18 protein-coding genes are annotated in these 20,212 nt (G+C 52.0%); 4 read left to right on the top strand and 14 right to left on the bottom strand.

Features of this window, described 5'->3' with window-relative positions; all coding sequences use genetic code 11:
- Positions 1-34: 34 nt before the first annotated feature.
- Positions 35-1,030: an MBL fold metallo-hydrolase gene (locus BFW38_RS17155; protein WP_069000029.1), complete on the bottom strand. Its 996-nt coding sequence runs from the start codon at positions 1,028-1,030 to the stop codon at positions 35-37.
- A gap of 296 nt (positions 1,031-1,326) precedes the next feature.
- Between BFW38_RS17155 and BFW38_RS17150 the strand changes: the two genes are divergently transcribed.
- The 3 genes from BFW38_RS17150 (at position 1,327) to fba (ending at position 4,947) form a co-directional block, all read left to right on the top strand.
- Complete coding sequence (locus tag BFW38_RS17150) at positions 1,327-2,376, top strand: type I glyceraldehyde-3-phosphate dehydrogenase (protein WP_069000028.1); 1,050 nt, start codon at positions 1,327-1,329, stop codon at positions 2,374-2,376.
- Between the two features lie 109 nt (positions 2,377-2,485).
- The gene (locus BFW38_RS17145; RefSeq protein ID WP_069000027.1) at positions 2,486-3,670 is read left to right on the top strand and encodes a phosphoglycerate kinase; all 1,185 of its coding nucleotides are present in this window, start codon (positions 2,486-2,488) and stop codon (positions 3,668-3,670) included.
- Positions 3,671-3,882: 212 nt separating this feature from the next.
- Positions 3,883-4,947 (top strand): class II fructose-bisphosphate aldolase, encoded by a 1,065-nt coding sequence (fba, locus tag BFW38_RS17140; protein WP_069000573.1) that lies wholly within the window; start codon positions 3,883-3,885, stop codon positions 4,945-4,947.
- 67 nt (positions 4,948-5,014) lie between these two features.
- On the opposite strand, the gene BFW38_RS17135 is transcribed toward fba, so the two are convergent.
- Positions 5,015-5,962, bottom strand: coding sequence for a DUF2971 domain-containing protein (locus BFW38_RS17135; RefSeq protein ID WP_069000026.1), 948 nt, complete (start codon positions 5,960-5,962; stop codon positions 5,015-5,017).
- A 39-nt stretch (positions 5,963-6,001) separates the two neighbouring features.
- The gene (locus BFW38_RS17130) at positions 6,002-6,307 is read right to left on the bottom strand and encodes an NIPSNAP family protein (RefSeq protein ID WP_069000025.1); all 306 of its coding nucleotides are present in this window, start codon (positions 6,305-6,307) and stop codon (positions 6,002-6,004) included.
- A gap of 289 nt (positions 6,308-6,596) precedes the next feature.
- Between BFW38_RS17130 and BFW38_RS17125 the strand changes: the two genes are divergently transcribed.
- Positions 6,597-7,049: a tellurite resistance TerB family protein gene (locus BFW38_RS17125; RefSeq protein WP_069000024.1), complete on the top strand. Its 453-nt coding sequence runs from the start codon at positions 6,597-6,599 to the stop codon at positions 7,047-7,049.
- A 5-nt stretch (positions 7,050-7,054) separates the two neighbouring features.
- On the opposite strand, the gene solA is transcribed toward BFW38_RS17125, so the two are convergent.
- The 11 genes from solA to BFW38_RS17065 all read right to left on the bottom strand — a co-directional run bounded on the left by solA (position 7,055) and on the right by BFW38_RS17065 (position 19,986).
- Positions 7,055-8,212 (bottom strand): N-methyl-L-tryptophan oxidase, encoded by a 1,158-nt coding sequence (solA, locus tag BFW38_RS17120; RefSeq protein WP_069000023.1) that lies wholly within the window; start codon positions 8,210-8,212, stop codon positions 7,055-7,057.
- A 107-nt stretch (positions 8,213-8,319) separates the two neighbouring features.
- Positions 8,320-8,778: a YbaK/EbsC family protein gene (locus BFW38_RS17115; RefSeq protein ID WP_069000022.1), complete on the bottom strand. Its 459-nt coding sequence runs from the start codon at positions 8,776-8,778 to the stop codon at positions 8,320-8,322.
- Positions 8,779-9,073: 295 nt separating this feature from the next.
- The gene (gene nhaC / locus BFW38_RS17110) at positions 9,074-10,528 is read right to left on the bottom strand and encodes a Na+/H+ antiporter NhaC (protein WP_069000021.1); all 1,455 of its coding nucleotides are present in this window, start codon (positions 10,526-10,528) and stop codon (positions 9,074-9,076) included.
- Between the two features lie 104 nt (positions 10,529-10,632).
- Positions 10,633-11,952 carry an NAD(P)/FAD-dependent oxidoreductase gene (locus BFW38_RS17105; RefSeq protein WP_084004743.1) on the bottom strand — a complete coding sequence of 440 codons (1,320 nt, stop codon included), beginning with the start codon at positions 11,950-11,952 and terminating at the stop codon, positions 10,633-10,635.
- A 300-nt stretch (positions 11,953-12,252) separates the two neighbouring features.
- Positions 12,253-12,909 (bottom strand): GntR family transcriptional regulator, encoded by a 657-nt coding sequence (locus BFW38_RS17100; protein WP_084004742.1) that lies wholly within the window; start codon positions 12,907-12,909, stop codon positions 12,253-12,255.
- Between the two features lie 182 nt (positions 12,910-13,091).
- Entirely contained in the window at positions 13,092-14,678 is a 1,587-nt protein-coding gene (locus BFW38_RS17095) for an aldehyde dehydrogenase (NADP(+)) (RefSeq protein ID WP_069000019.1), read from the bottom strand.
- 175 nt (positions 14,679-14,853) lie between these two features.
- Positions 14,854-15,795 (bottom strand): dihydrodipicolinate synthase family protein, encoded by a 942-nt coding sequence (locus BFW38_RS17090; RefSeq protein ID WP_069000018.1) that lies wholly within the window; start codon positions 15,793-15,795, stop codon positions 14,854-14,856.
- A gap of 102 nt (positions 15,796-15,897) precedes the next feature.
- Positions 15,898-16,824, bottom strand: a complete 927-nt coding sequence (locus BFW38_RS17085; RefSeq protein WP_069000017.1) for a 4-hydroxyproline epimerase — start codon at positions 16,822-16,824, stop codon at positions 15,898-15,900.
- Between the two features lie 409 nt (positions 16,825-17,233).
- On the bottom strand, positions 17,234-18,745 hold the full coding sequence (locus tag BFW38_RS17075) for a sodium:solute symporter family protein (RefSeq protein WP_069000015.1): 1,512 nt from the start codon (positions 18,743-18,745) through the stop codon (positions 17,234-17,236).
- Positions 18,735-18,962 (bottom strand): hypothetical protein, encoded by a 228-nt coding sequence (locus BFW38_RS17070; RefSeq protein ID WP_069000014.1) that lies wholly within the window; start codon positions 18,960-18,962, stop codon positions 18,735-18,737. The genes BFW38_RS17075 and BFW38_RS17070 overlap by 11 nt, the downstream gene beginning before the upstream one ends.
- Positions 18,963-19,167: 205 nt before the next feature.
- Entirely contained in the window at positions 19,168-19,986 is an 819-nt protein-coding gene (locus BFW38_RS17065; protein ID WP_069000013.1) for a helix-turn-helix domain-containing protein, read from the bottom strand.
- Positions 19,987-20,212 lie beyond the last annotated feature (226 nt).

The raw sequence follows: 20,212 nt of genomic DNA, 5'->3' as shown, positions 1-20,212 counted from the left end.
TGCATCTCCCGCGCCATTTTATGGCGTAGGAAGATTATGGTGTAGGAAGATCACAACCTTCCAAGCAACGTCCCTGTTCATCAAAACGCATCGAAAACCCTGAGCGTGGTAGATAGACCGGCACATCAGTCGCCTCAATGAACTGCTCAGTTTTGCTACTGGGCACTAGTTGCCCCTGTTGAGTGGCGACCTCATTCACATGAGAAGCAATGACAGACGTCGGCTGAATCCACTCATTCACAGCATAAGCCGCTTCTTGAGGCCCCATCGTGTAGGTATCGCCAATATTCACGACGGCCAACTTGGCACCATAATAGTCATGGACCAATGACTTTTGTGCGGCCATCAAGCCGGTATCACCGGACAAATACACCACTAAGCCGTTACTGAATGTCAGCATATAACCCGTCGCCGGGCCGACATGGCCAGAAAGACCTGACGCGGCCATTTGCTCGCCCAGCGCGCCTTCAACCAGAGAGGGGTCGACACCATTGCTATGTAAGGCCGGAACTGTCGCAATCGTCACACCGCCGACTTGGACGCTCCCCCCAAATCGAGCCAGCACCGACTGATCCGGATCGCCACCATTGGCACGGAGCTTGGCCGCAAAAAAGGCGGGCATTTCAGAGCCCGTCACCATTTTCGCGCCGTGCTCAACCGCAATCTTCACCGCATTGGTCGCGGGCAAATCAGATTCTGTTTCGCCCAAAGCCGCGCAACCACTGTTCGGCGCTTTAATATGCTTATCGCCCACATGATCAGCATGCATATGACTGATCAGGACAACATCAATATCCCCCAACCGAGGATCATTCGCACCGGCCACCGTACGGCCTGGATCATAGAGCAACCGCGTACCGGTGGGATCTTCCAGCACCAGCGCTCGATCCATCGGACAGAGTTCACCATTCTCACTCCCTAAAGGCGTAATCGTCACGCCCTCAGCCCAAGCGATAGAGGCCATACTGCCCAGCATCACGGCACAGCACCACAACCCGACCTGCCGCCTCAAAGTACGATAACCCCGCATGATGACTCCTCACCTTCATAAAATGTCATGTCGCCGCCATATGGAGGCCATGTCTTACGCGATCCTGGCTTAGAAGGCATCTGTCGCCGGTGGCCCACATGCCTGAAAAACATATCAAAGGGGAGGCACATCTCCGCAGCAGGCCTCACTAAAGCACAAATAGTCGACCTTGGTTTCAAGCAGAATGGCATCAGTTCGGTTACAATACTGGGCTTTCTAACCCAGGGGATTGAATCCCGTGCTCGGAAGATCGAGCTCAGAACGGTTCACCCAGCGTTTGTCAGGGATCTTGAACGATGCCGCGAATCGCCATTAATGGCTATGGTCGTATTGGTCAGTGTTTATTGCGCGCCATGACCGAGCGTGCGGATTGTCAGTCGCTAGCATTGGTAGCGCTGAATGAGTTATCAGATATTGACACCATCAGCTATCTCACCCGCTACGATACCATTCATGGGCGTTTCCCCGGCAAGGTCAGTCATCATGATCAGGTATTGCAGGTCGACGATCAGGCCATTCAAGTACTGAATATCCGTGAACCCGAAGACCTCCCTTGGGACACCTTAGATATCGACTTAGTACTGGAGTGCTCGGGCAGCTTCCGTGACCGTGCAACGGCGGAACGCCATCTTCAGGCCGGTGCCAAACGCTTGCTGCTGTCTCACCCGGCTGAAGCGGATGTTGATGCCACCATCGTTCATGGCATCAACACAGAAGCCTTGAACGCTAATCAGCAGGTCGTCTCAGCGGCCTCCTGCACCACTAATTGCATTATCCCGGTACTCCATCTTTTGGATCAGGCTCTGGGCATTGAGCATGGCGTCACGACCACGATTCATGCGGCAATGAATGACCAGCCCGTCAGTGATGCCTATCACCAGAACAACCTACGTTTAACCCGTTCGGCCATGGCGTCCATTATTCCGGTGGATACCGGTCTGGCATTGGGCATCAATCGCCTGCTGCCCCACCTGGAAAACCGCTTTGAATGTTTACACCTGAGAGTCCCGACCTTGAACGTCTCAGCGATGGATCTCTCTATTTGTCTGAAAACGGATACCAATGCCGACACCGTCAACCGCTTACTGCGTGAAGCGGCTGAAGGGCCACTCAAAGGCATTCTCGGTTATACCGAAGATACTCATGCCTCCATCGACTTTAATCATGACGCCCATTCAGGTGTGGTCGATGCCACGCAAACCCGAGTGTCCGGGCAACGGCTGTTGAAGCTACTGTGCTGGTTTGATAATGAGTGGGGCTTTGCTAACCGAATGCTGGATGTCGCCCTGCACTGGCTTAAACTATCAGCCGAGCATTCGACGGCTGGCATAAACACCCGGCGCTAACCGAACCGAATATTAATCGAATTCAAGATGGCTTATCGCACCTCATTAATTGCTTTAACCATTTGATGATCAAAGTTATTTGACTGCTAACGCTAACGAGAGACTCGACATGACCGTCATCAAAATGACAGATCTGGACCTGGCCGGCCAACGTGTATTGATCCGTGAAGATCTCAACGTGCCGATCAAGAATGGGCAAGTCGCCTCTGATGCACGCATTCGCGCCAGCTTGCCCACGATTCGCCATGCCGTTGAAGCAGGCGCACAAGTCTTGCTGATGTCACATTTGGGCCGCCCAACCGAAGGGGAGCCCGCCGATGAGTATTCTTTGGCGCCTGTGGCCGAATATCTGGCCGGTCTACTCGGCCGCCCGGTACGGCTGGAAAAAGACTACCTGGGGACCCCCGGCCAGGATACGCCTGATCTCAAACTGCAAAACGGCGATGTTGTCCTGTTAGAGAACGTCCGCTTCAATAAAGGCGAGAAAAAGGATGATGAAGCCTTGGCACAACAATATGCCAAGCTCTGCGATATTTATGTGATGGATGCGTTCGGCACCGCGCACCGCGCCCAAGCTTCCACTCATGGCGTCGCCCGTTTCGCCCCCAAAGCCTGCGCTGGCCCATTGCTGGCCCGCGAGCTAGAAGCCCTGCAACAAGCGCTGAGCACACCCAAGCGCCCCATGGCCGCCATTGTCGGGGGCTCTAAAGTCTCGACTAAGCTTGAAGTGCTGACGGCCCTATCTGAAAAATGCGACCAATTGATTGTCGGCGGTGGCATCGCGAATACTTTTATTGCTGCGGCAGGCCACAATGTTGGCATGTCTCTACATGAGGCGGATCTGGTCGAGCAGGCCAAAGCGCTGATGAGCAAAGTCGATATTCCATTGCCGACAGACGTGGTCGTCGCGACCGAGTTCTCTGAAGACGCCGAAGCGGTGATCAAACCCGTAGACCAGGTCGAAGACCATGAAATGATCCTAGATATCGGCCCAGACAGCGCAGCACGCCTGAGTGAACTGCTACAAAATGCTGGCACCATTCTCTGGAATGGTCCGATGGGCGTCTTTGAGATCGACCAGTTTGGCGCGGGCACTCAAGCGATTTCCGAAGCCATCGCCCGCAGCCCGGCCTTCTCTATTGCCGGAGGCGGCGATACGCTGGCCGCGATCGATAAATATGCCGTTGCCGACCAGGTGTCTTATATCTCAACCGGTGGTGGCGCCTTCTTGGAATATGTTGAAGGTAAGGTATTACCTGCTGTTGAAGCACTGCAAGCGGCGGCTCAAGCGTAATTGAGCCTAAGCCACATGCAAATGGAGACGGGGCTGCACCAAAACGCGGCCTCGCCTACAATAGCGGAACTGATACGATGGCCAGACTAAAATCCGTATCCTGAACACGGTAAAGCAATTCGCTTCGGCCCCTGTAACGGGTCGATCTACATCCCAAAGACAGGCACATGCCCGGCCATGTGCCCTCGGCTGAAGACAAAGGTGAGACCTCCATGGCTCTGATCTCCATGCGCCAAATGCTGGACCACGCCGCCGAACACGGCTACGGCATTCCGGCCTTTAACGTCAACAACCTCGAACAGATGCGCGCCATCATGGAAGCCGCTGATCAAACCGACTCCCCGGTGATCGTGCAAGCTTCAGCAGGCGCCCGTAAATATGCCGGTGCGCCCTTCCTGCGCCACCTGATTCTGGCGGCGACAGAAGAGTTTCCCCATATCCCCGTGGTCATGCACCAGGATCACGGCACCAGCCCAGCCGTTTGCCAACGCTCAATCCAACTGGGCTTTTCCTCAGTCATGATGGATGGCTCTCTCGGCGAAGATGGCAAAACCCCGACCGATTACGACTATAACGTCAACGTCACACGACGCACGGTCGATATGGCACACGCCTGTGGTGTCTCCGTTGAAGGAGAGCTAGGTTGCTTGGGCAGCTTAGAAACCGGTATGGCCGGTGAAGAAGACGGCGTCGGCGCTGAAGGCAAGCTGGATCATGACCAGCTGTTAACTGATCCAGAAGAAGCCGCTGCATTCGTCAAAGCCACCCATGTCGATGCTCTGGCCATTGCCATTGGCACCAGTCATGGCGCTTACAAGTTCACTAAGCCACCGACAGGCGATACCTTATCCATTCAGCGCATCAAAGAAATCCATGCCCGTATTCCCGATACGCACCTGGTCATGCACGGCTCTTCATCAGTGCCGCAAGAATGGCTGGCCGTGATTAATGAATTCGGCGGCCAGATCCCGGAAACCTATGGTGTTCCGGTGGAAGAAATCGTCGAAGGGATCAAACACGGTGTGCGTAAGGTCAACATCGACACCGACCTCCGCCTGGCCTCAACGGGCGCCATTCGCCGCTTCCTGGCGGAAAACCCTGCCGAATTCGACCCACGCAAATACTTCAAAGCCAGCGTCGCGGCCATGAAAGAAATCTGTATTGCGCGCTATGAAGCCTTCGGTACCGCAGGCAACGCCAGCAAAATTAAACCGATTAACCTGGAAACCATGTTCCAGCGTTATGCCGACGGTGAGCTGGACCCGAAAGTTAACTGAGTGATGCGCTCATCCCGCAGTCAACGATCGACTTCAAACGCCCCGCCTGTCGGGGCGTTTTTATAACTTAATTCAGCCTCTTGGTATCAAAATCATTGAATTTAGAGCTATTAACAACAACTTGATGAACCGGAACTCCCTTTTTATTGCAAATATCTACAACTTTATAAACAAGATCTTCACTAGCATTCATACCCAAAAAAACAGACTCTAAATAAATTTCTTTAAGGTAGTGGCTAGAACATTCTCCAGACCTAATAACACGCCACTCTCCTTCAGGCATCCAATTAGAGTGTTTCACTGATGAAGCTAACAAGAACGCTCCTGATCTAAAACTCCCCGACCGAATAAAATCACAAATAAAATTGGTGAAATCGAGCTCTTCTTCACGATATATCATCGGAAAAAGACCAGAATCACTAAAACTCAAATCTTGATCATTAATAGAATACTTAGCACAATAACCAGAACCAGAGCCTGCATAAACGGCCCACATATAAGCACTATTCATCACAGTAGAAAAAGAGCATGTTTTAACTCTACTCTTCAGAAACTCTTTTGCTTCATGAAATTTACGCTTATTTAAATCCAAAATGCTATTATGCTGCGCAACAACACTATCAACATCAATATTTCCCAAAGACAGCCTTTTGTTACTTGCAGCACTTATTATTTTCTCGACTAAATTTCCCCCTTCGCAAGACTCAATATATTTAACAACAGGAGGTGGAAATTTATCCAAACTTAAACAACGGCGCATCATAAAATCACTTAGACTGTTTACGATATACTCCTCATTAAAAAATAACGAGCTATCATAAACATCATTATAGTCACTAGGGAAAGACATCCACTCATAGCCATTTAATAGAGCATCCAGGTCATTTTCAGTACCGCTTCGGTATCGATATAGAAACTCAGGCCTATTTTCCTTGACAAGCTGTAAGGCTTGGTCCAGATGAGAAGACATAAAAAGTTCATACAACTGGTCAGTCCACACAACACCTGAACTCATACTCCCCCCTTATTCAATACGAAAGAACATTAAGATAACTCAACCCAATATCGGTTTGAAAAAACTGCGCTCATAACTGATCACACATTGACTTTGTTCAGCAAACTCAAAAGCCGCCTGACACGCCGGATCATCCACGGATTCCTGGCGATAACGCTCATAAGCCGCCAAGCTCGGGAATGAGAATAAAGCCAAGGCGATATTATTGGCCCCTTCCCCAGGCAAGAAATAGCCATGATGCTGCCCACCATATTGATTCACTAGCGGAATCCACATCCGGGCATAAGTCTCAAATTCATTCAATTTTGTCGGGTCAATCACATAGCGCACATGGCACGTCACCATCAAGACAACTCCTTATACCCTCATAGACTGTTCATACCCTTCAAGGGCGCTGATCAAATTATCCATCGAAGTTTAACCGATTTCCCCTTGAGTTCATTCACTTAGCCCCCACTCATCATGCCATGGCAGGCATGTTTAAAAACGTCTCGCCCAAGTGCGATGACGAATACATTAGCCGAATAACCCGAACGACACCGTGAATCACTCAACGGGGAATCACTGAACGAGGCTGTGGTCATAAACTCTACGCCTAAGCGGCTCACTGGATTCTCTACCTGTGGAGTACATTATGCTGGAACAACTCAGCCAATTTTTTCAAAGTCTCGTCAGCAGCACCCAAGAGGCTGACACTGAGGTCACCCTCGAACTGGCCGCCGCCACCTTGATGTGTGAGGTCATTCGGGCCGATGACGAGATTGATGGGCGCGAGCTGAAAGCCCTGCAGCAAGTCTTAGCCCAGCGTTTTCAGCTCACGCCCACCCAGATCGATCAACTCATGGCGCTGGCACAGACACGTGCCGAAGAAGCCATTGATCATTATCAGTTTGTGAAGGTCGTGAACGATCAGTGCGACAACGAAGAAAAAGTCACGCTACTGGAATCGATGTGGTTGATGGCCTATGCCGACGGCATCCTCGACCCTGAGGAAGAGCTGAGGATCCGCCGTATCGCCGATCTACTTTATGTCAGTCACCCAGACTTTATGCGCGCCAAACACGCGGCGAAGCAACGCCTGAACTGAACCGCTCACTCAAAACCGGGCGATGAAAAACGTTGTGCAGAGAAAGGCGCCAGGAGGGGGCTTTTCTCGCCATCGAACAACCAATGTGCGAATAAATGGCCCAACACACTCGCAAACTTATAGCCATGGCCCGAGAAACCACCCGCCACCAAGACCCCAGGCAAACACTCATCAATTAAAAAGTGCTCATCAGGCGTTCGAATATATTGGCAAACAGCACCATGGCGTAGCGCCCCGACCCCCGGAAAATAACGATCCAGTACCGGCTGTAACTCCGCTAGGTCTTCTTCCAACTCACCAAAGGCACGTAACGGCTCACCAGGAGGCAGCGGCTGACCACCATCATGACGGCCAATTTTAAAGCCCGCACCCTCAATATTTGGAAATCCATAATAAATACCGGATGCATCATTAATGCTAAAGCCCGGAAACTGGTCAGGGGTATAGCGCTCGTCACATTCAAACCAGGCAAAGGTTTTACGCACACGCGTCAAGGGCAACTCAATCCCCACACTGGCCATCAAAGGCTGCAACGATTGACCACTGCTGAGCAACACACGATCGCCACTGAACTGCCGCCCATCGGCACAGTGAGCTAATACGCCGCCAGAATCGAGCGCTTCCAAACGCACAACCCCAGCCCCAGTTGAAAGCTGAATCTGAGCCTGAGCGCTAACGCGCTGACGCAACCAACGCATGATCCGATCAATCCGCAAAACACCGGCTTGGGACTCAACGCAACCGGTCATCTCTGCGGGCAATTGCCACCCGGCATAACGCGCATTAAGCTCATCACCGGATAAGGTCTCCAGTGCCAGCTGATACTGATCCGCACTCTCCTGAACTTGCACCACAAACGGGTCGTCACTCGGCCCGCAATTGACCACGCCTACAGGCATCAAAAGTGCTTGTCCGGCCTCTTGCGCCATGGCTTGCCATAACGCCCAGGCTTGCTTCGCTAAGGGCACATAAGCGGCCCCTTCACCATAGGCCAGTCGAATTAATCGCGTTTCACCATGATGAGCCCCTTGATCATGAGGCGGGCTATACGCATCCAAGACCTGAATGGTCTCAGTGGTCTGTTGGGCCAAATAATGCGCCGCCGACAGTCCCATGCTGCCCGCACCAATAATTAAATAACGACTGTGGGATACCGCTGACATGAGCATTCCTTAATGCACACCCCGGATGGGGTGTGGCAGAGATAAAAAACAGACAAAAAATAGGCCTAGAACAAGCCGACTGGAGGCCTGCCAGTAGCACCGATGACTCACTGGCAAACATCGATCCAAGTCGCCTGGGTCAGCTCAATCAGCCGATCAGGCGATAACCGCACCGCGCTATGCAAAGCACCGGCGGCAGGCAACACCTCATCATAGTGCTGTAAGCTTTGATCGCAATAGACCGGAATGGCGGTCGCCAGCCCAAAAGGGCACACACCGCCCACAGGATGCCCAGTGACGGCTAAGACGCGCTCCGCATCCAACATCCGGGCCTTGCCCCCAAAGGTGTCCCGCATTTTTCGGTTATCCACTCGCGCATCACCAGCGGCCACGATCAACACTTCTCGGTCGCCTATTTTAAACGCCAGTGTTTTGGCAATCTGGCCCGGTGTCACTTGATGAGCCTCTGCGGCCAACGCCACGGTAGCCGTGCTGGTGTCTAATTCGATCACGGCCAAATCCGGGGCATGCTTGAACATAAACGCTTTCACTGAATCCAAACTCACCAAGAACCTCCTTATGATGCAACACCCAAACTCGGACGATAATGATTCAATCACCGCCTAAAGTATCACGAGACTGGCGGGTGCTTCCTTAGCGAAAAGCATTTTTGCAACCGCGCTAGGGGCAGTGATTGGATTGGTCGGCAATCAACGACCCGCATTGGGCTGGAATCTCATCAGCCTGTTGCTATTAATCCTCAATCGATTCCGGTCATGGCACGAAGCATAGCCATTCAGAATAAAACAATCGGCCCATCGAAATGGGGCCGATTGTTTTAGGAAGAGACGTGATGAGCCATCAAGAGGCTTGCCACTCATGATCAGCTTGAGCGTTAGGCCCCACACCTGCTGACGTCCGTTCAGCTTGAGGCACTCGCCAAATCGCGATATTGGCAAAGCCATACACAATGGAGATCACAATCACCAGCATGTGATACCACAGAAAAGGTAAGTAGGTTAGCGTGGACACACCCAATGTGGTGGCCATAAAGACCCCACCATCGGTCCAAGGGACCATCGGCGTCGTAATCGTGCCGCCTGCTTCAGCATTACGCGAGAGCACTCGTCGATCGATGCCTTGATCATCATAGTTCTTCTCGGTAATCGTGCTGGCTGTAATCAATGACACATAAGCAGCCCCACCAAAAAAGTTACCGAAAAAGCCGCCTAACATCGTCGAAATCGTCAACCGGCCAGGATTATTGGCCCAGCGTAGGAAACTTTGGCTGATCGCTTTAAGAATCCCAACACGCTCCATCAGACCACCTAGCCCTAAAGCGAAGAGAATCAACGCCACCACCCCAAGCATCGATTCAATGCCGCCCCGGTTCAGCAGGGTATTGAGAAACTCGACATCGGAATGCATCGCATTACCGGAATACGCAATATGAATGGCCTGAACTGGATCAATCCCCTGCGCCCACCAGGCACAGACGCTGCCCAGAATGGCGCCCAGTGTAATCACCGGAATCGCCGGATAACGACGTGTCAGCAGCGTAATCACCACCACCGCCGGGAGTAACAGCCAAGGGCTAATCACAAAGTGATCTTGCAAAGCGGCCATGGCCATAGCCGTTCGCGAGGTATCCGCGTGATCACTGAGATAAAAGAATCCGACGACAAGGAACAGCACAGATGCAATCAGAATCGCAGGCGCACTGACCCACATCATCGAGCGGATATGGTCGACCAGCTTGACCTTACACAGTGAAGCCGTCATCACAGTGGTATCCGACAGAGGCGACATTTTATCGCCGACATAAGCCCCTGAAATCACAGCACCGGCGACCAAAGGCAGAGGGATCCCAAAACTGTGACCAATCCCCATCATCGCAACCCCGGCGGTCCCCGCAGTACCGAAGGAAGTCCCCGTGGCTATCGACGTCAATGCGCAAATGATGAATGCCGCAAACAGAAAAATCTGAGGGTTCATCACCGATAGGCCGTAATAGATGATACTCGGCACAATACCACCGGCGATCCAAGTCCCAATCAGAGCGCCCACGGTCGTCAATACCAACACCGCCTCCATACCGTTATGGATCCCGTCAATCAGACCCTTTTGCATGGATTCGTAATTGATCTTCAGACGCAGACCCAGCCCAATCACAATGAACCAGGAAGCAAACAGTGCCAATTGAATAGGCAACTGCAACACATTGATGCTCATGAACATCACGCCGATAAAGCCGACCATCACCGCCAAAACTTCAGTCATGGTCGGTAACCTTACAGGTGCAGAGGATGCCAACATATCAACTCCTTTGTCGTTATTGTTGTGCTATGAAATGTGTAGTGGAATGTGTGTAATGGAACGTGCCATTGAAAGCGCGTAATCCCATACAAAGTCTCACCCCATCAGGCAAACCGCCCCAGTCGATAAAGTGATAAGTCAATATTTTGGGGAGCAGGGCCCATATCAGCAGGCGCAAAGCCGTTACCGGTTGGAAGACGCACACCACAAAACTGGGCAACCAATTCGGCGGTTAAAGCCGCCTGAGTCAAGCCAAGGTGATGATGACCAAACGCCAGCAAAACCTTGCCATCCTGTACCGCATCAATAACGGGTAGAGAATCCGGTAAAGAAGGCCTGAACCCCATCCAAGGCGTTGCGCCCTCGACATTCAAAGGGCGCTGAAACAACCCTTGGCTCAAACGTTGGAGTTGCCAGGCACGCGGCATGTTGGCGGGTCGTTTCAACCCTGCAAACTCAACCGTACCGGCCAGCCTTAAGCCTTCATCCATAGGCGTCATGATGAAACGCCGCTCCAATGAGGTCACCGCGACAGGCAGGCGCCCGCTTTCTTGAGGCAACATCAGGTGATAACCCCGTTCGGTATCCAGCGGTACCTTCACCCCGGTTAATTCGCGAGTTAAAGGCGCCGAATGAGCACCGCAGGCCACCAAAACTCGATGACAAAACAACTGCCCGGTCGTTGTGGAAAGGCGCACTCCCTCAGCGACCACTTGACCATGGAGCACTTCATCCTGAATAAAATGCACACCCGCTTCACGTGCAGCACTCACCAGCGCCGTCACTATGAGATAAGGGTTTACGACATGAGATGTCGCTGGGAAAAAGAGCCCCCCCTGAATCGAGGAAGATAACTGAGGCGCCAAAGCACGAACGGCATCGCCCTGCCAGAACTGAACCGGAACCTCTTGAGCCTTCATCTTGGCTTCAACGGCTTTGAGGGCTTCAAAAGACGCCGCACGTTCATAGATCAACAATGAGCCATCGTCATGCATTAACGAAGCCTGGCCCACCGATGACAACAATGCTCTCCAAGCCGACAAACTTGATTCATTCAACGCTCGAATCCCCTTCACGCTGCGCTGATAAGGCTCAGCCCGAAGATTCCATAGCAATTTTGAGAACCAAGGAATGGCCTTGGGAAAGTGCCGCCAATCCAAGCGCAAAGGACCCATGGGGTCTAGCAGCATCTTGGGAAGACGCATCAGGATGGAGGTATCCGCAATTGGAAACACCTGCTCAGTCGCCATATGCCCGGCATTACCGAACGAAGCGCCCAGCCCAGGCGGCTGACGATCCACAACCGCCACCTGCCAGCCTTGGCGCTGCAACTGCAAAGCCGCCGCGACGCCAATGATACCGGCACCCACCACCACAATATCCGCATCACGCTGAGGCGAAACCGCCGATGTTTCCGAGGCCATAACAGGTCCTTTTTTTATTATTCGCTTTGTCGATTGTATAAAATATAAGATATCAAGAGGACGGCATCAACAACTGGATTCAATAAAACGATCAAAGAGGGGGAGGCACTCACGACGACCCGCTCGAGCTAAGCGGCGCCCAGAAAGGGTTAGGACGTCGCAGCCAGCTCAAACGAATGCCAGCTGCGAGAAAAGAAGGTTAACAATAATCAACACCAGAATGATGAAAACGCCTTTCCCACCAGACCTCTGGGGGTCGGCGTGTAGCGGGATTGGCTTATATCAGCACAGCCCGTCACCTTACGTGACAGGTTTTTCCAAGACCGACACGATGCCTTCACAGGCTTCGTGAATATGTTTTTTCAATAACTCACAGGCGGCTTCCGCTTGCCGTTCACGCGCCAGCGCTAATAGCCCATGATGCTCCTGCTCGGCTTTTTCAATTTCCTGGGTATACAACAACTGCATGCGGATGTAGCGATCAGACTTGGTATTCAACTGGCTGATCAGCGCCAGGGTCTCAGGCAGATCGGCGGGGGCATAAAGCGCCTCATGAAAGGCGAAGTTATACTCACTCCAATTATCAATCTGCCCACCCGAATTTAAAGCTTCGTCATACTTCAGCAAAATATCTTCAGCTTTATCGAGGTCTTGATCCGTTAAATGCTCAATGGCCTGGCGCAGAATATACGTCTCCAACAAGACGCGTAATTCAAATAACTCCCGGATTTTGGCCACCGAAAGCTCTGTCGTAAAAGCACCGCGGTGAGGGTGAAATTCCACTAATCCCTCAGACTCCAGTGCCAATAGCGCCTCACGAACAGGAATCCGGCTGACGTCATAATCCTGCGCCAATGCATCCTGCCGGAGCTGAGTGCCTCCCGGAAACTCACCTGCCAAAATCCGGCGGCGAAGATCATCGGCAACATATTGCGCACGTGTTTTGTAGGCAGGCATGAAGTTCAATCCATTCAGTCAGGTTTTTGCACATTGTATACAAACCAGAGACTGATAGGCACCATCAATACTTGCTTGACCGCATGCACGCCCCGATAGCGTTCAATCATCACAATCGCATCAGCATCGGAGCGTCATGCCAGTATGCTTTAACTTTCTCGTTAACAAGACACGCTTTCTTGTTAACCCGACACGCTTTCTCGTTGACCAGACACTAATCGATTGAGTCCCAAAGGGTTTTCGGTTTTCAGGGCTTCAGGTAGCAGTGCATCGGGCAAGTCCTGATAACACACCGGACGAAGGAAACGCTTAATCGCGGCCGTTCCAACCGACGTTGTCCGGGCGTCAGAAGTGGCTGGGAAAGGCCCGCCATGCACCATGGCATCACATACTTCAACGCCCGTTGGCCAGCCATTCACCAGAATGCGTCCGGCTTTGCGCTCCAACGTGGGCAGTAATGCCCGAGCAGAGCCAAGGTCTTCATCCGTCATCAATAACGTCGCCGTTAACTGGCCTTCCAGGTGTTCAGCCACCTGCTGCAACTGGGTCGCATCATCGCAAGCCACAATCAGAGACGTCGCCCCAAAGACTTCATGCTGCAAAGAGGCATCCGCCAGAAAATCCTCTGCCGAGGCCATAAATAAGGCGGTTTGACACTGATTAGGCCAGTCACTGCGCTGACCTTGTGCAATCCGTGTGGCCCGCTCATGATGAATTAAGGCGCTCACGCCAGATTCATAAGCCTCGCAAATGCCCGGCGTCAGCATTGTTTGAGTACCACTGGCTTGAACCGCTTGCGCCGCAGAAGCCACAAAGGCATCTAAATCCGCACCTTTCAACGCGACGACCAGTCCAGGGTTGGTGCAAAATTGGCCAGCGCCCATATTCAATGAGCCGATAAAGGCTTGCCCCAGTGCGGTAGCATTCGAAGACAAAGCGTCAGGCAGTGGGAAAACCGGATTGACGGCACTCATTTCGGCATAAACCGGAATAGGCTCGGGACGGGCTTGTGCTGCCTTCAGCAACGCCTCTCCACCACGGCGAGATCCGGTAAAGCCGACGGCCTTGATACGCGGGTCAGTGACCAATGCCTGCCCCACCTCACGACCCGAGCCAAACATCAGAGAGAACACACCCTCCGGCAGTCTACATTGCTTAACGGCCGCTTGAATCGCACGCCCCACTAGCTCACTGGTCCCCGGGTGGGCTGAATGCGCTTTCACAATCACCGGGCAACCCGCAGCCAAAGCTGAAGCCGTATCGCCCCCGGCGACAGAAAAGGCCAACGGAAAATTACTGGCACCAAATACAACCACCGGCCCCAATGCAATATGACGCTGGCGTAAGTCAGCACGTGGCATAGGAGAACGGTCGGGTAAAGCCGGGTCGATACGCACATCCAGCCACTCTCCCGCACGAACCGTTTGAGCAAACAAGCGTAACTGACCGCAGGTACGCCCGCGCTCCCCTTGTAAACGAGCTTCAGGCAAACCTGACTCAGCCATGGCGCGCTCAATCAATACATCGCCGATTGCTTCAATATGTTCAGCAATCGCTTCTAGAAAGCATGCACGCTGTTCCAACGAGGTCTCACGATAAGCATCAAATGCCTCCCAAGCCAAGGCACAGGCATGCTCAACGTGTGTTTGATCGCCACCGGCATAACCCGGCTCAAGGCGCTCGTTAGAGGCCGGATTAATCGCATAGATCATATCGCGACAGCCTTGAATCGCCTGCTGACCCATCAAAAGTTTGCCTGCCAATGCCATGGACATCTCCGTGCTGTGGGAATAAAGAAAGAAAAGAAGAAAAACAGCGTCAAAAGCAGTGATAAGCCCAGCGTTTGAGCTATTAACCGTCGCAGAGAGGGCGACCCAGCCGCACTGAAATCGCCTCATCGAACGCACACGCTAGGCCTTTTGGCTAAGCGCGTTGAGTGAATCTTTAGGCCAGTGTTTTAGACCACTGGGCATACCATTGACGAAATAACGCATATTGGTTTTCAGCATATTGGCGCTGGGATTCGCTCAAGGCATCCGTTTCATTAAAGTGCAGGGTGTATTCCGTATCGCCATTGAGCACCATTAAGTGCTTGTAATAGAGCACCAGATCCGCCCCTTCATCGAAGGAAGAGAGCACTGCCAATGCCGATTCCAGCTCCAGCGCTTGACGACGGGCCGTTGCATCCCCCTGAGCCGCTTGTTTACTGAGCGCCACTAACTGCAGGACTTCACGCGGCAAGGCATTGCCAATCCCCGTAATCGCACCCGTCGCCCCACAATTCACAAAACCGTGGAACACATTGGTATCAACACCCACCATCAAGGTCACATCATTATCTTTAGAGGTGATATTTTCGGCGGCATAACGCAGATCATCAGCCCCACCAAACTCTTTAAAGCCAATCAGGTTCGGGTGCTCTGCACGAAGGGCAAAGAACAAATCTTCACGTGTTGCAAACCCATAATAAGGGCTGTTATAGATGACGGCAGGCAGCTCGGGCGCTGCTTTCAAGATGGCTGAAAAATGGGCTTTCTGAGCGGCGACAGATGTTCCGCGTGATAAAACACGCGGAATCACCATCAAACCGGCAGCCCCGACTTGAGCGGCATGAGCGGCATGAGAAACGGCTTCTTTACTGTTGACAGCACCGGTCCCAACAATCGTCGGAATCCCTGCCGCGACCAATTGAGCGACGCCTTCCTGCCGCTCAGCTTCACTCAATAAAGGCCAATCCCCCATAGAACCACAGTAAACAACGGCACTCATCCCGGCATCAATCAACTCACGCCCTTTTGCCACCAAGGCGTTATAGTCCGGTTTACGGTCAGCCGTGCAAGGGGTCATTAACGCGGGAATGCAGCCAGTAAAAATATTGTCAGTCATTGTGTTTATGTTCCTTCAGGTTGTCTTGATCAAAACTTTTTCATTCAATCAGCGCTTACTCAAAAACACTGATCCGCAAAATACTCAACGATCGGCTATCGTCTAAATACCCCAGGCGAAGGGGTCTTGCTCATCAATCAATAAGGTCGCATCAGCACTGAGGTAAGCGCGTCCGGTGATGTAAGGGCGAATGCGCTCTCCCTCGACTTGGTAATGCCCTTCAAACTGACTCCCCGTAATACTCGCTTGAACCCAGCGTTCCCCTGGGGACAGTTTTTGATCAGCCGCTAGGCATGCCAGTTTGGCACTAGTCCCTGTTCCGCAAGGCGAACGGTCATAAGCATTCCCAGGGCAAAGGACAAAGTTACGGCTATCGGCCTGATCATCAGCGGAAAACAGCTCAATGTGATCAATCAATCCACCGTCGTCGCCTCGAATATCTTGATCTTCCAGCGCTTGCTTAATGGCTGAAGTGAAAGTGGTCAGGGGGTCGACTTGATCTAACGTCAAATTGAAATCGTGCTCACTCACCAAAAAAAACCAGTTGCCGCCCCAAGCAATATCCCCTTTGACGACCGCGTAACCTGGCACATCAACAGACACCTGTTGCTGAGCGCGATAAGCCGGCACATTGCATACCGTCACCGCGCCATCCTCATGCAACGTAGCCGTTACCGGACCAACAGGCGTATCAATCAGATGCTCACCCGGCGAGATCTGACCCAAATGATACAAAGACGCCACTAATCCAATCGTGCCGTGGCCACACATGCCCAAATACCCTGAGTTATTAAAAAAAATCACACCGCAGGTCGCCTCCGGGGTCACAGGGTCACAATACAAAGCGCCGACTAAGACATCATGACCACGAGGCTCTAACAGGCAGGCACGACGCCAATGATCATACTCATCACGTAACTCATCCCGCTGCGCCGCGATCGTTTGCCCCTTCAGAACAGGAAAGCCAGACATCACTAACCGCGTTGGCTCTCCTCCAGTATGAGAATCAATCACATGCACACGTTTCATGGGCGCTCCTATTCATTATTGTCATTTTGTCTGTCGCTCACTTTTACGATTATCGAGCAATTTTTATATTTTATACAATCTTCAAAAGCATTTGTGAAGTCATCTCTTAGATGAACGTCTGTTTTGTTTGTCCAACAACCTCAGGCACAACAGAGCAAAACGCACAACAAAAGAAAAAACAGGCGTGGAAACCGATAACAGAAAGGAAAGAGAGGAAAGAAAGGAAAGAGAGGAAAGAAAGGAAAGAGAGGAGAGAAAGAAAAGAGAGGAGAGAAAACGAAGAATGACAGCTTACAAAACAGACAATTTGACAGATTTCGTATGCGACAGACCACAAGAAGCAGCAAAGTCCGTAAACGATTCACAGCGCGTGGTATCAGGCGATGACCTCATACCACGCACCATCAACTCAGTGCTCTAAATCCCCCGCCAGTTCACCTAATGCCTGACGACGCCGATACCACTGAGGCGCCGCAATGCGAAAGAAGCGTGTGGTCACAGAAGCGTCAACCGGGCGGGTCAGTAAAGAGACCACCACAAACACGGGCAAATTCAACATCAACCCCCAGAAACCAGCATGAATGCCGAGCGGATGTTTCCAAACCGTCGTGAACAATGTTGTCAATACAAACCCGACCAAAATGCCAGTGATCACACCAGTTTTAGAGGCTCGGGGCCATAGGAACATGCCGATAAAAGCAGGCAGCACTTGAGAAGCAAACCCGAGTCCAACCAAAAGGATCATCACCAGGCTCCCCGGCTCAGCAATCGCCAAAGGCCCCACGATCAGGGCCATCAACGGCAGGATTAACCAGCGGCTTAAACGTGCGGTAACCTCATCGCTTAAACGCAGTAATGGCTGAAGAATATCTTTCCCATAGGTCAGCGCCACTGAGTGAATAAACGGTTCACTGGAAGACATCGAGGCGGCCAGTGTGCCCGCTCCCAGCAAACCGACCAACCACATGGGCAGAAACTGCATCGCATATTCAAGCACTACCGTATCGCTCCGGACCAAATCGGGCAGGCGATAAATGCCGATAAAACCAACGATGACCATGGGCAGAATGACTAAATAATACGTCGGCAACCAAGTGGCACTGCGCCGAACCGTCCGCGCTGAATCAGCACTCATCCATTGTGTCCAGACCGGCGGCATAAACGAAAACATCGACACCACGATAGAGGTAGTCCAGAAGCTGAAGCTCATGCTACCGCCCTCTCCGGGCAAGCTCATCCAGGTGGCATGATCACGACTTAACCGCTCAAATACTGCCGCAAAGTTCACGGTGCCATTGGCACTATAAGCCGCCCAAAGCCCAACGGCCCAGGCCACACTGAACATCAGCGCCCCTTGAAACGCATTGGTACGACCAATGGCTCTTTGCCCACCAATAAATAGATAGACCGCAATACAACACAGCACGGCCACGACCCCCGCCCAAACCGGGATCGCTCCGCCACTCATCACTGAAAGAATATAAGCCGAGCCGATGGTCTGAAGTACGGCATAAGCTAAAGCGCCGACAGACATGACCAACGCAGACAGCCCCCCCAAAAATGGGCTCTGATAACGGTCACTGATCGCGCTGGCCTGCGTCACATGGCCAAATTGTTCGCCAAAGGCCCAAACACGAGGGCCGCAGTACCAGGCGACCATCGCCAAATAAGCTAAATAGACCACCACATAAAACACCGGCACGCCCTTACTGTAGGCCCAGCCTGGCGCACCCATAAAGGTATAAGCACTCACCCCACCCGCCGCGATGAGCAGATAAAGCGTCACCGGCCCCATACTACGACCCGCCACCCCCCATTGCTCTAACGACTGCATTGATTGTCCGCGACGTGCATGCAAGCCAATGGCCATCGCAATGGCGACATAAGACAAGGTAATCCAAAGGGGCAAGCTACTGGTCATCATCTTGCTCCACCACACGATTCGCCCAAGCCATCACCAAACAGCTGACCAGTACAATGCCATAACTCCAGACCAGTATGGCGGGCAACCCCCACCACATGGGCTGCTGATTGACCCAGCCGATCACCGGCCAAACACCCAATATCAAAGTGCCCAGAAAAGCCAATAGCAGGCTCCAACCCACCGCAGTTGCGGGCAATACTACACCTCGTTTCATCTGAGTGATTCCTCAAGACTGAACATCGTCATCACCCACAGGAGGATCCTTATGAGCCATCTGCGAGCAAGGGGCTAACCATAGGCGTCCGCTCATTAATCTGCAACGCTGATTCAGCCCTATGAATTAGCCGCTCGATGAGTTAATAGCGCTATGGGTTAACAGCCTTATGGGTTAAAGCGCTATGGGTTAAAGAGAGCTTGATTCAATAACGAGCTCGGAAGTGCCAATTATCGGGGCCCATATCATTGCTAATCGCATTTAATATGCCGCGACTCAGTGAGGGATCATCACGCTGGAGCAAATCGCACTGCGACAACGCCTGACGCGGAGAGAGACGATCATCCACACGTTCATACAAGACCCTGACACAACAAGGCATGCGCTCGCTATTATCTGCGACCCCCATTTTCAAACCTGTCAAACGTGTCACACGGCTTTTAAAACTGGGAAATAAAATAGTCTGCGTCATTTCATACCCGTTAATGGATTCATAATCGAGCATGAAGATGCGGTCGATCAGAAAGGTGGCATAGCCAAAGTAGCGGTTATGAAAGACCTTGCCCCCTTCATGTGGTGGCATACGCTCAATACGCTGATAAGCCACTCGATCGCCTTGTCGATACAGATGGATCAAGGTACGCAGCACAAAGCCGGGGCGAGACATCGACATATAGTACTCATGGTAGTGCCCCAAATAACGCACCAACTCGTCACTGCCCTGACTCATCAGACTCTCAGGCAGTATCGACGGGCCCGCCGCCCTAGCTTCAGAGGCATCGGATTGTGCTTTAGGGCGCTGCTGAATTAATTGTTTGAATTGTGCATGAGGTAACAGAATTTCATCAGTTTCCAAACCAAAGAAATCACAAATCTGAAGCAGCGTATTGGCTGCAGGCTTATAACGCCCACTGAGATAACGATTAAATTGAGGGCGATTGATATCTAAGCGTCGACAAACTTCGGCAATAGAACGGTAATAGCTGCATAACAAACGCAGGTTAGCAGCAAAATCTTCATGCATGTCGGGGTCCTTGGCATAGCCAATGAGTCAGCAAAATAAGATCCGGTTCATCATCCACGATGATTTCACCCAAGCCCGGTGATTTCACTCAAACAAGAGGGTTGGCCCCAAGTGTTCACTAACGGCCAACCCCTGATGGCGCACTTTGGTGCACCTTAAAGCGCTAATAGTGCGCCAGCCAACATCAAAGCGTCAAATCCCCTCTCGCAACAGACCCTGCTTAAAT

Source organism: Terasakiispira papahanaumokuakeensis (genome assembly GCF_001709345.1).
Taxonomy (GTDB): domain Bacteria; phylum Pseudomonadota; class Gammaproteobacteria; order Pseudomonadales; family Halomonadaceae; genus Terasakiispira; species Terasakiispira papahanaumokuakeensis.
This window is presented reverse-complemented; position numbering and strand designations above follow the sequence as displayed.

Excerpts from the sequence above, each read along its gene's own strand:
- BFW38_RS17095 (WP_069000019.1), bottom strand. The coding sequence starts at position 14,678 with ATGGCATTGGCAGGCAAACTTTTGATGGGTCAGCAGGCGATTCAAGGC.
- BFW38_RS17065 (WP_069000013.1), bottom strand. The coding sequence starts at position 19,986 with ATGCATGAAGATTTTGCTGCTAACCTGCGTTTGTTATGCAGCTATTAC.
- BFW38_RS17130 (WP_069000025.1), bottom strand. The coding sequence starts at position 6,307 with ATGGTGACGTGCCATGTGCGCTATGTGATTGACCCGACAAAATTGAAT.
- BFW38_RS17125 (WP_069000024.1), top strand. The coding sequence starts at position 6,597 with ATGCTGGAACAACTCAGCCAATTTTTTCAAAGTCTCGTCAGCAGCACC.
- BFW38_RS17145 (WP_069000027.1), top strand. The coding sequence starts at position 2,486 with ATGACCGTCATCAAAATGACAGATCTGGACCTGGCCGGCCAACGTGTA.
- BFW38_RS17075 (WP_069000015.1), bottom strand. The coding sequence starts at position 18,745 with ATGACCAGTAGCTTGCCCCTTTGGATTACCTTGTCTTATGTCGCCATT.
- fba (WP_069000573.1), top strand. The coding sequence starts at position 3,883 with ATGGCTCTGATCTCCATGCGCCAAATGCTGGACCACGCCGCCGAACAC.
- BFW38_RS17100 (WP_084004742.1), bottom strand. The coding sequence starts at position 12,909 with ATGCCTGCCTACAAAACACGTGCGCAATATGTTGCCGATGATCTTCGC.
- BFW38_RS17105 (WP_084004743.1), bottom strand. The coding sequence starts at position 11,952 with ATGGCCTCGGAAACATCGGCGGTTTCGCCTCAGCGTGATGCGGATATT.
- BFW38_RS17090 (WP_069000018.1), bottom strand. The coding sequence starts at position 15,795 with ATGACTGACAATATTTTTACTGGCTGCATTCCCGCGTTAATGACCCCT.
- nhaC (WP_069000021.1), bottom strand. The coding sequence starts at position 10,528 with ATGTTGGCATCCTCTGCACCTGTAAGGTTACCGACCATGACTGAAGTT.
- solA (WP_069000023.1), bottom strand. The coding sequence starts at position 8,212 with ATGTCAGCGGTATCCCACAGTCGTTATTTAATTATTGGTGCGGGCAGC.
- BFW38_RS17135 (WP_069000026.1), bottom strand. The coding sequence starts at position 5,962 with ATGAGTTCAGGTGTTGTGTGGACTGACCAGTTGTATGAACTTTTTATG.
- BFW38_RS17155 (WP_069000029.1), bottom strand. The coding sequence starts at position 1,030 with ATGCGGGGTTATCGTACTTTGAGGCGGCAGGTCGGGTTGTGGTGCTGT.
- BFW38_RS17150 (WP_069000028.1), top strand. The coding sequence starts at position 1,327 with ATGCCGCGAATCGCCATTAATGGCTATGGTCGTATTGGTCAGTGTTTA.
- BFW38_RS17070 (WP_069000014.1), bottom strand. The coding sequence starts at position 18,962 with ATGAAACGAGGTGTAGTATTGCCCGCAACTGCGGTGGGTTGGAGCCTG.
- BFW38_RS17085 (WP_069000017.1), bottom strand. The coding sequence starts at position 16,824 with ATGAAACGTGTGCATGTGATTGATTCTCATACTGGAGGAGAGCCAACG.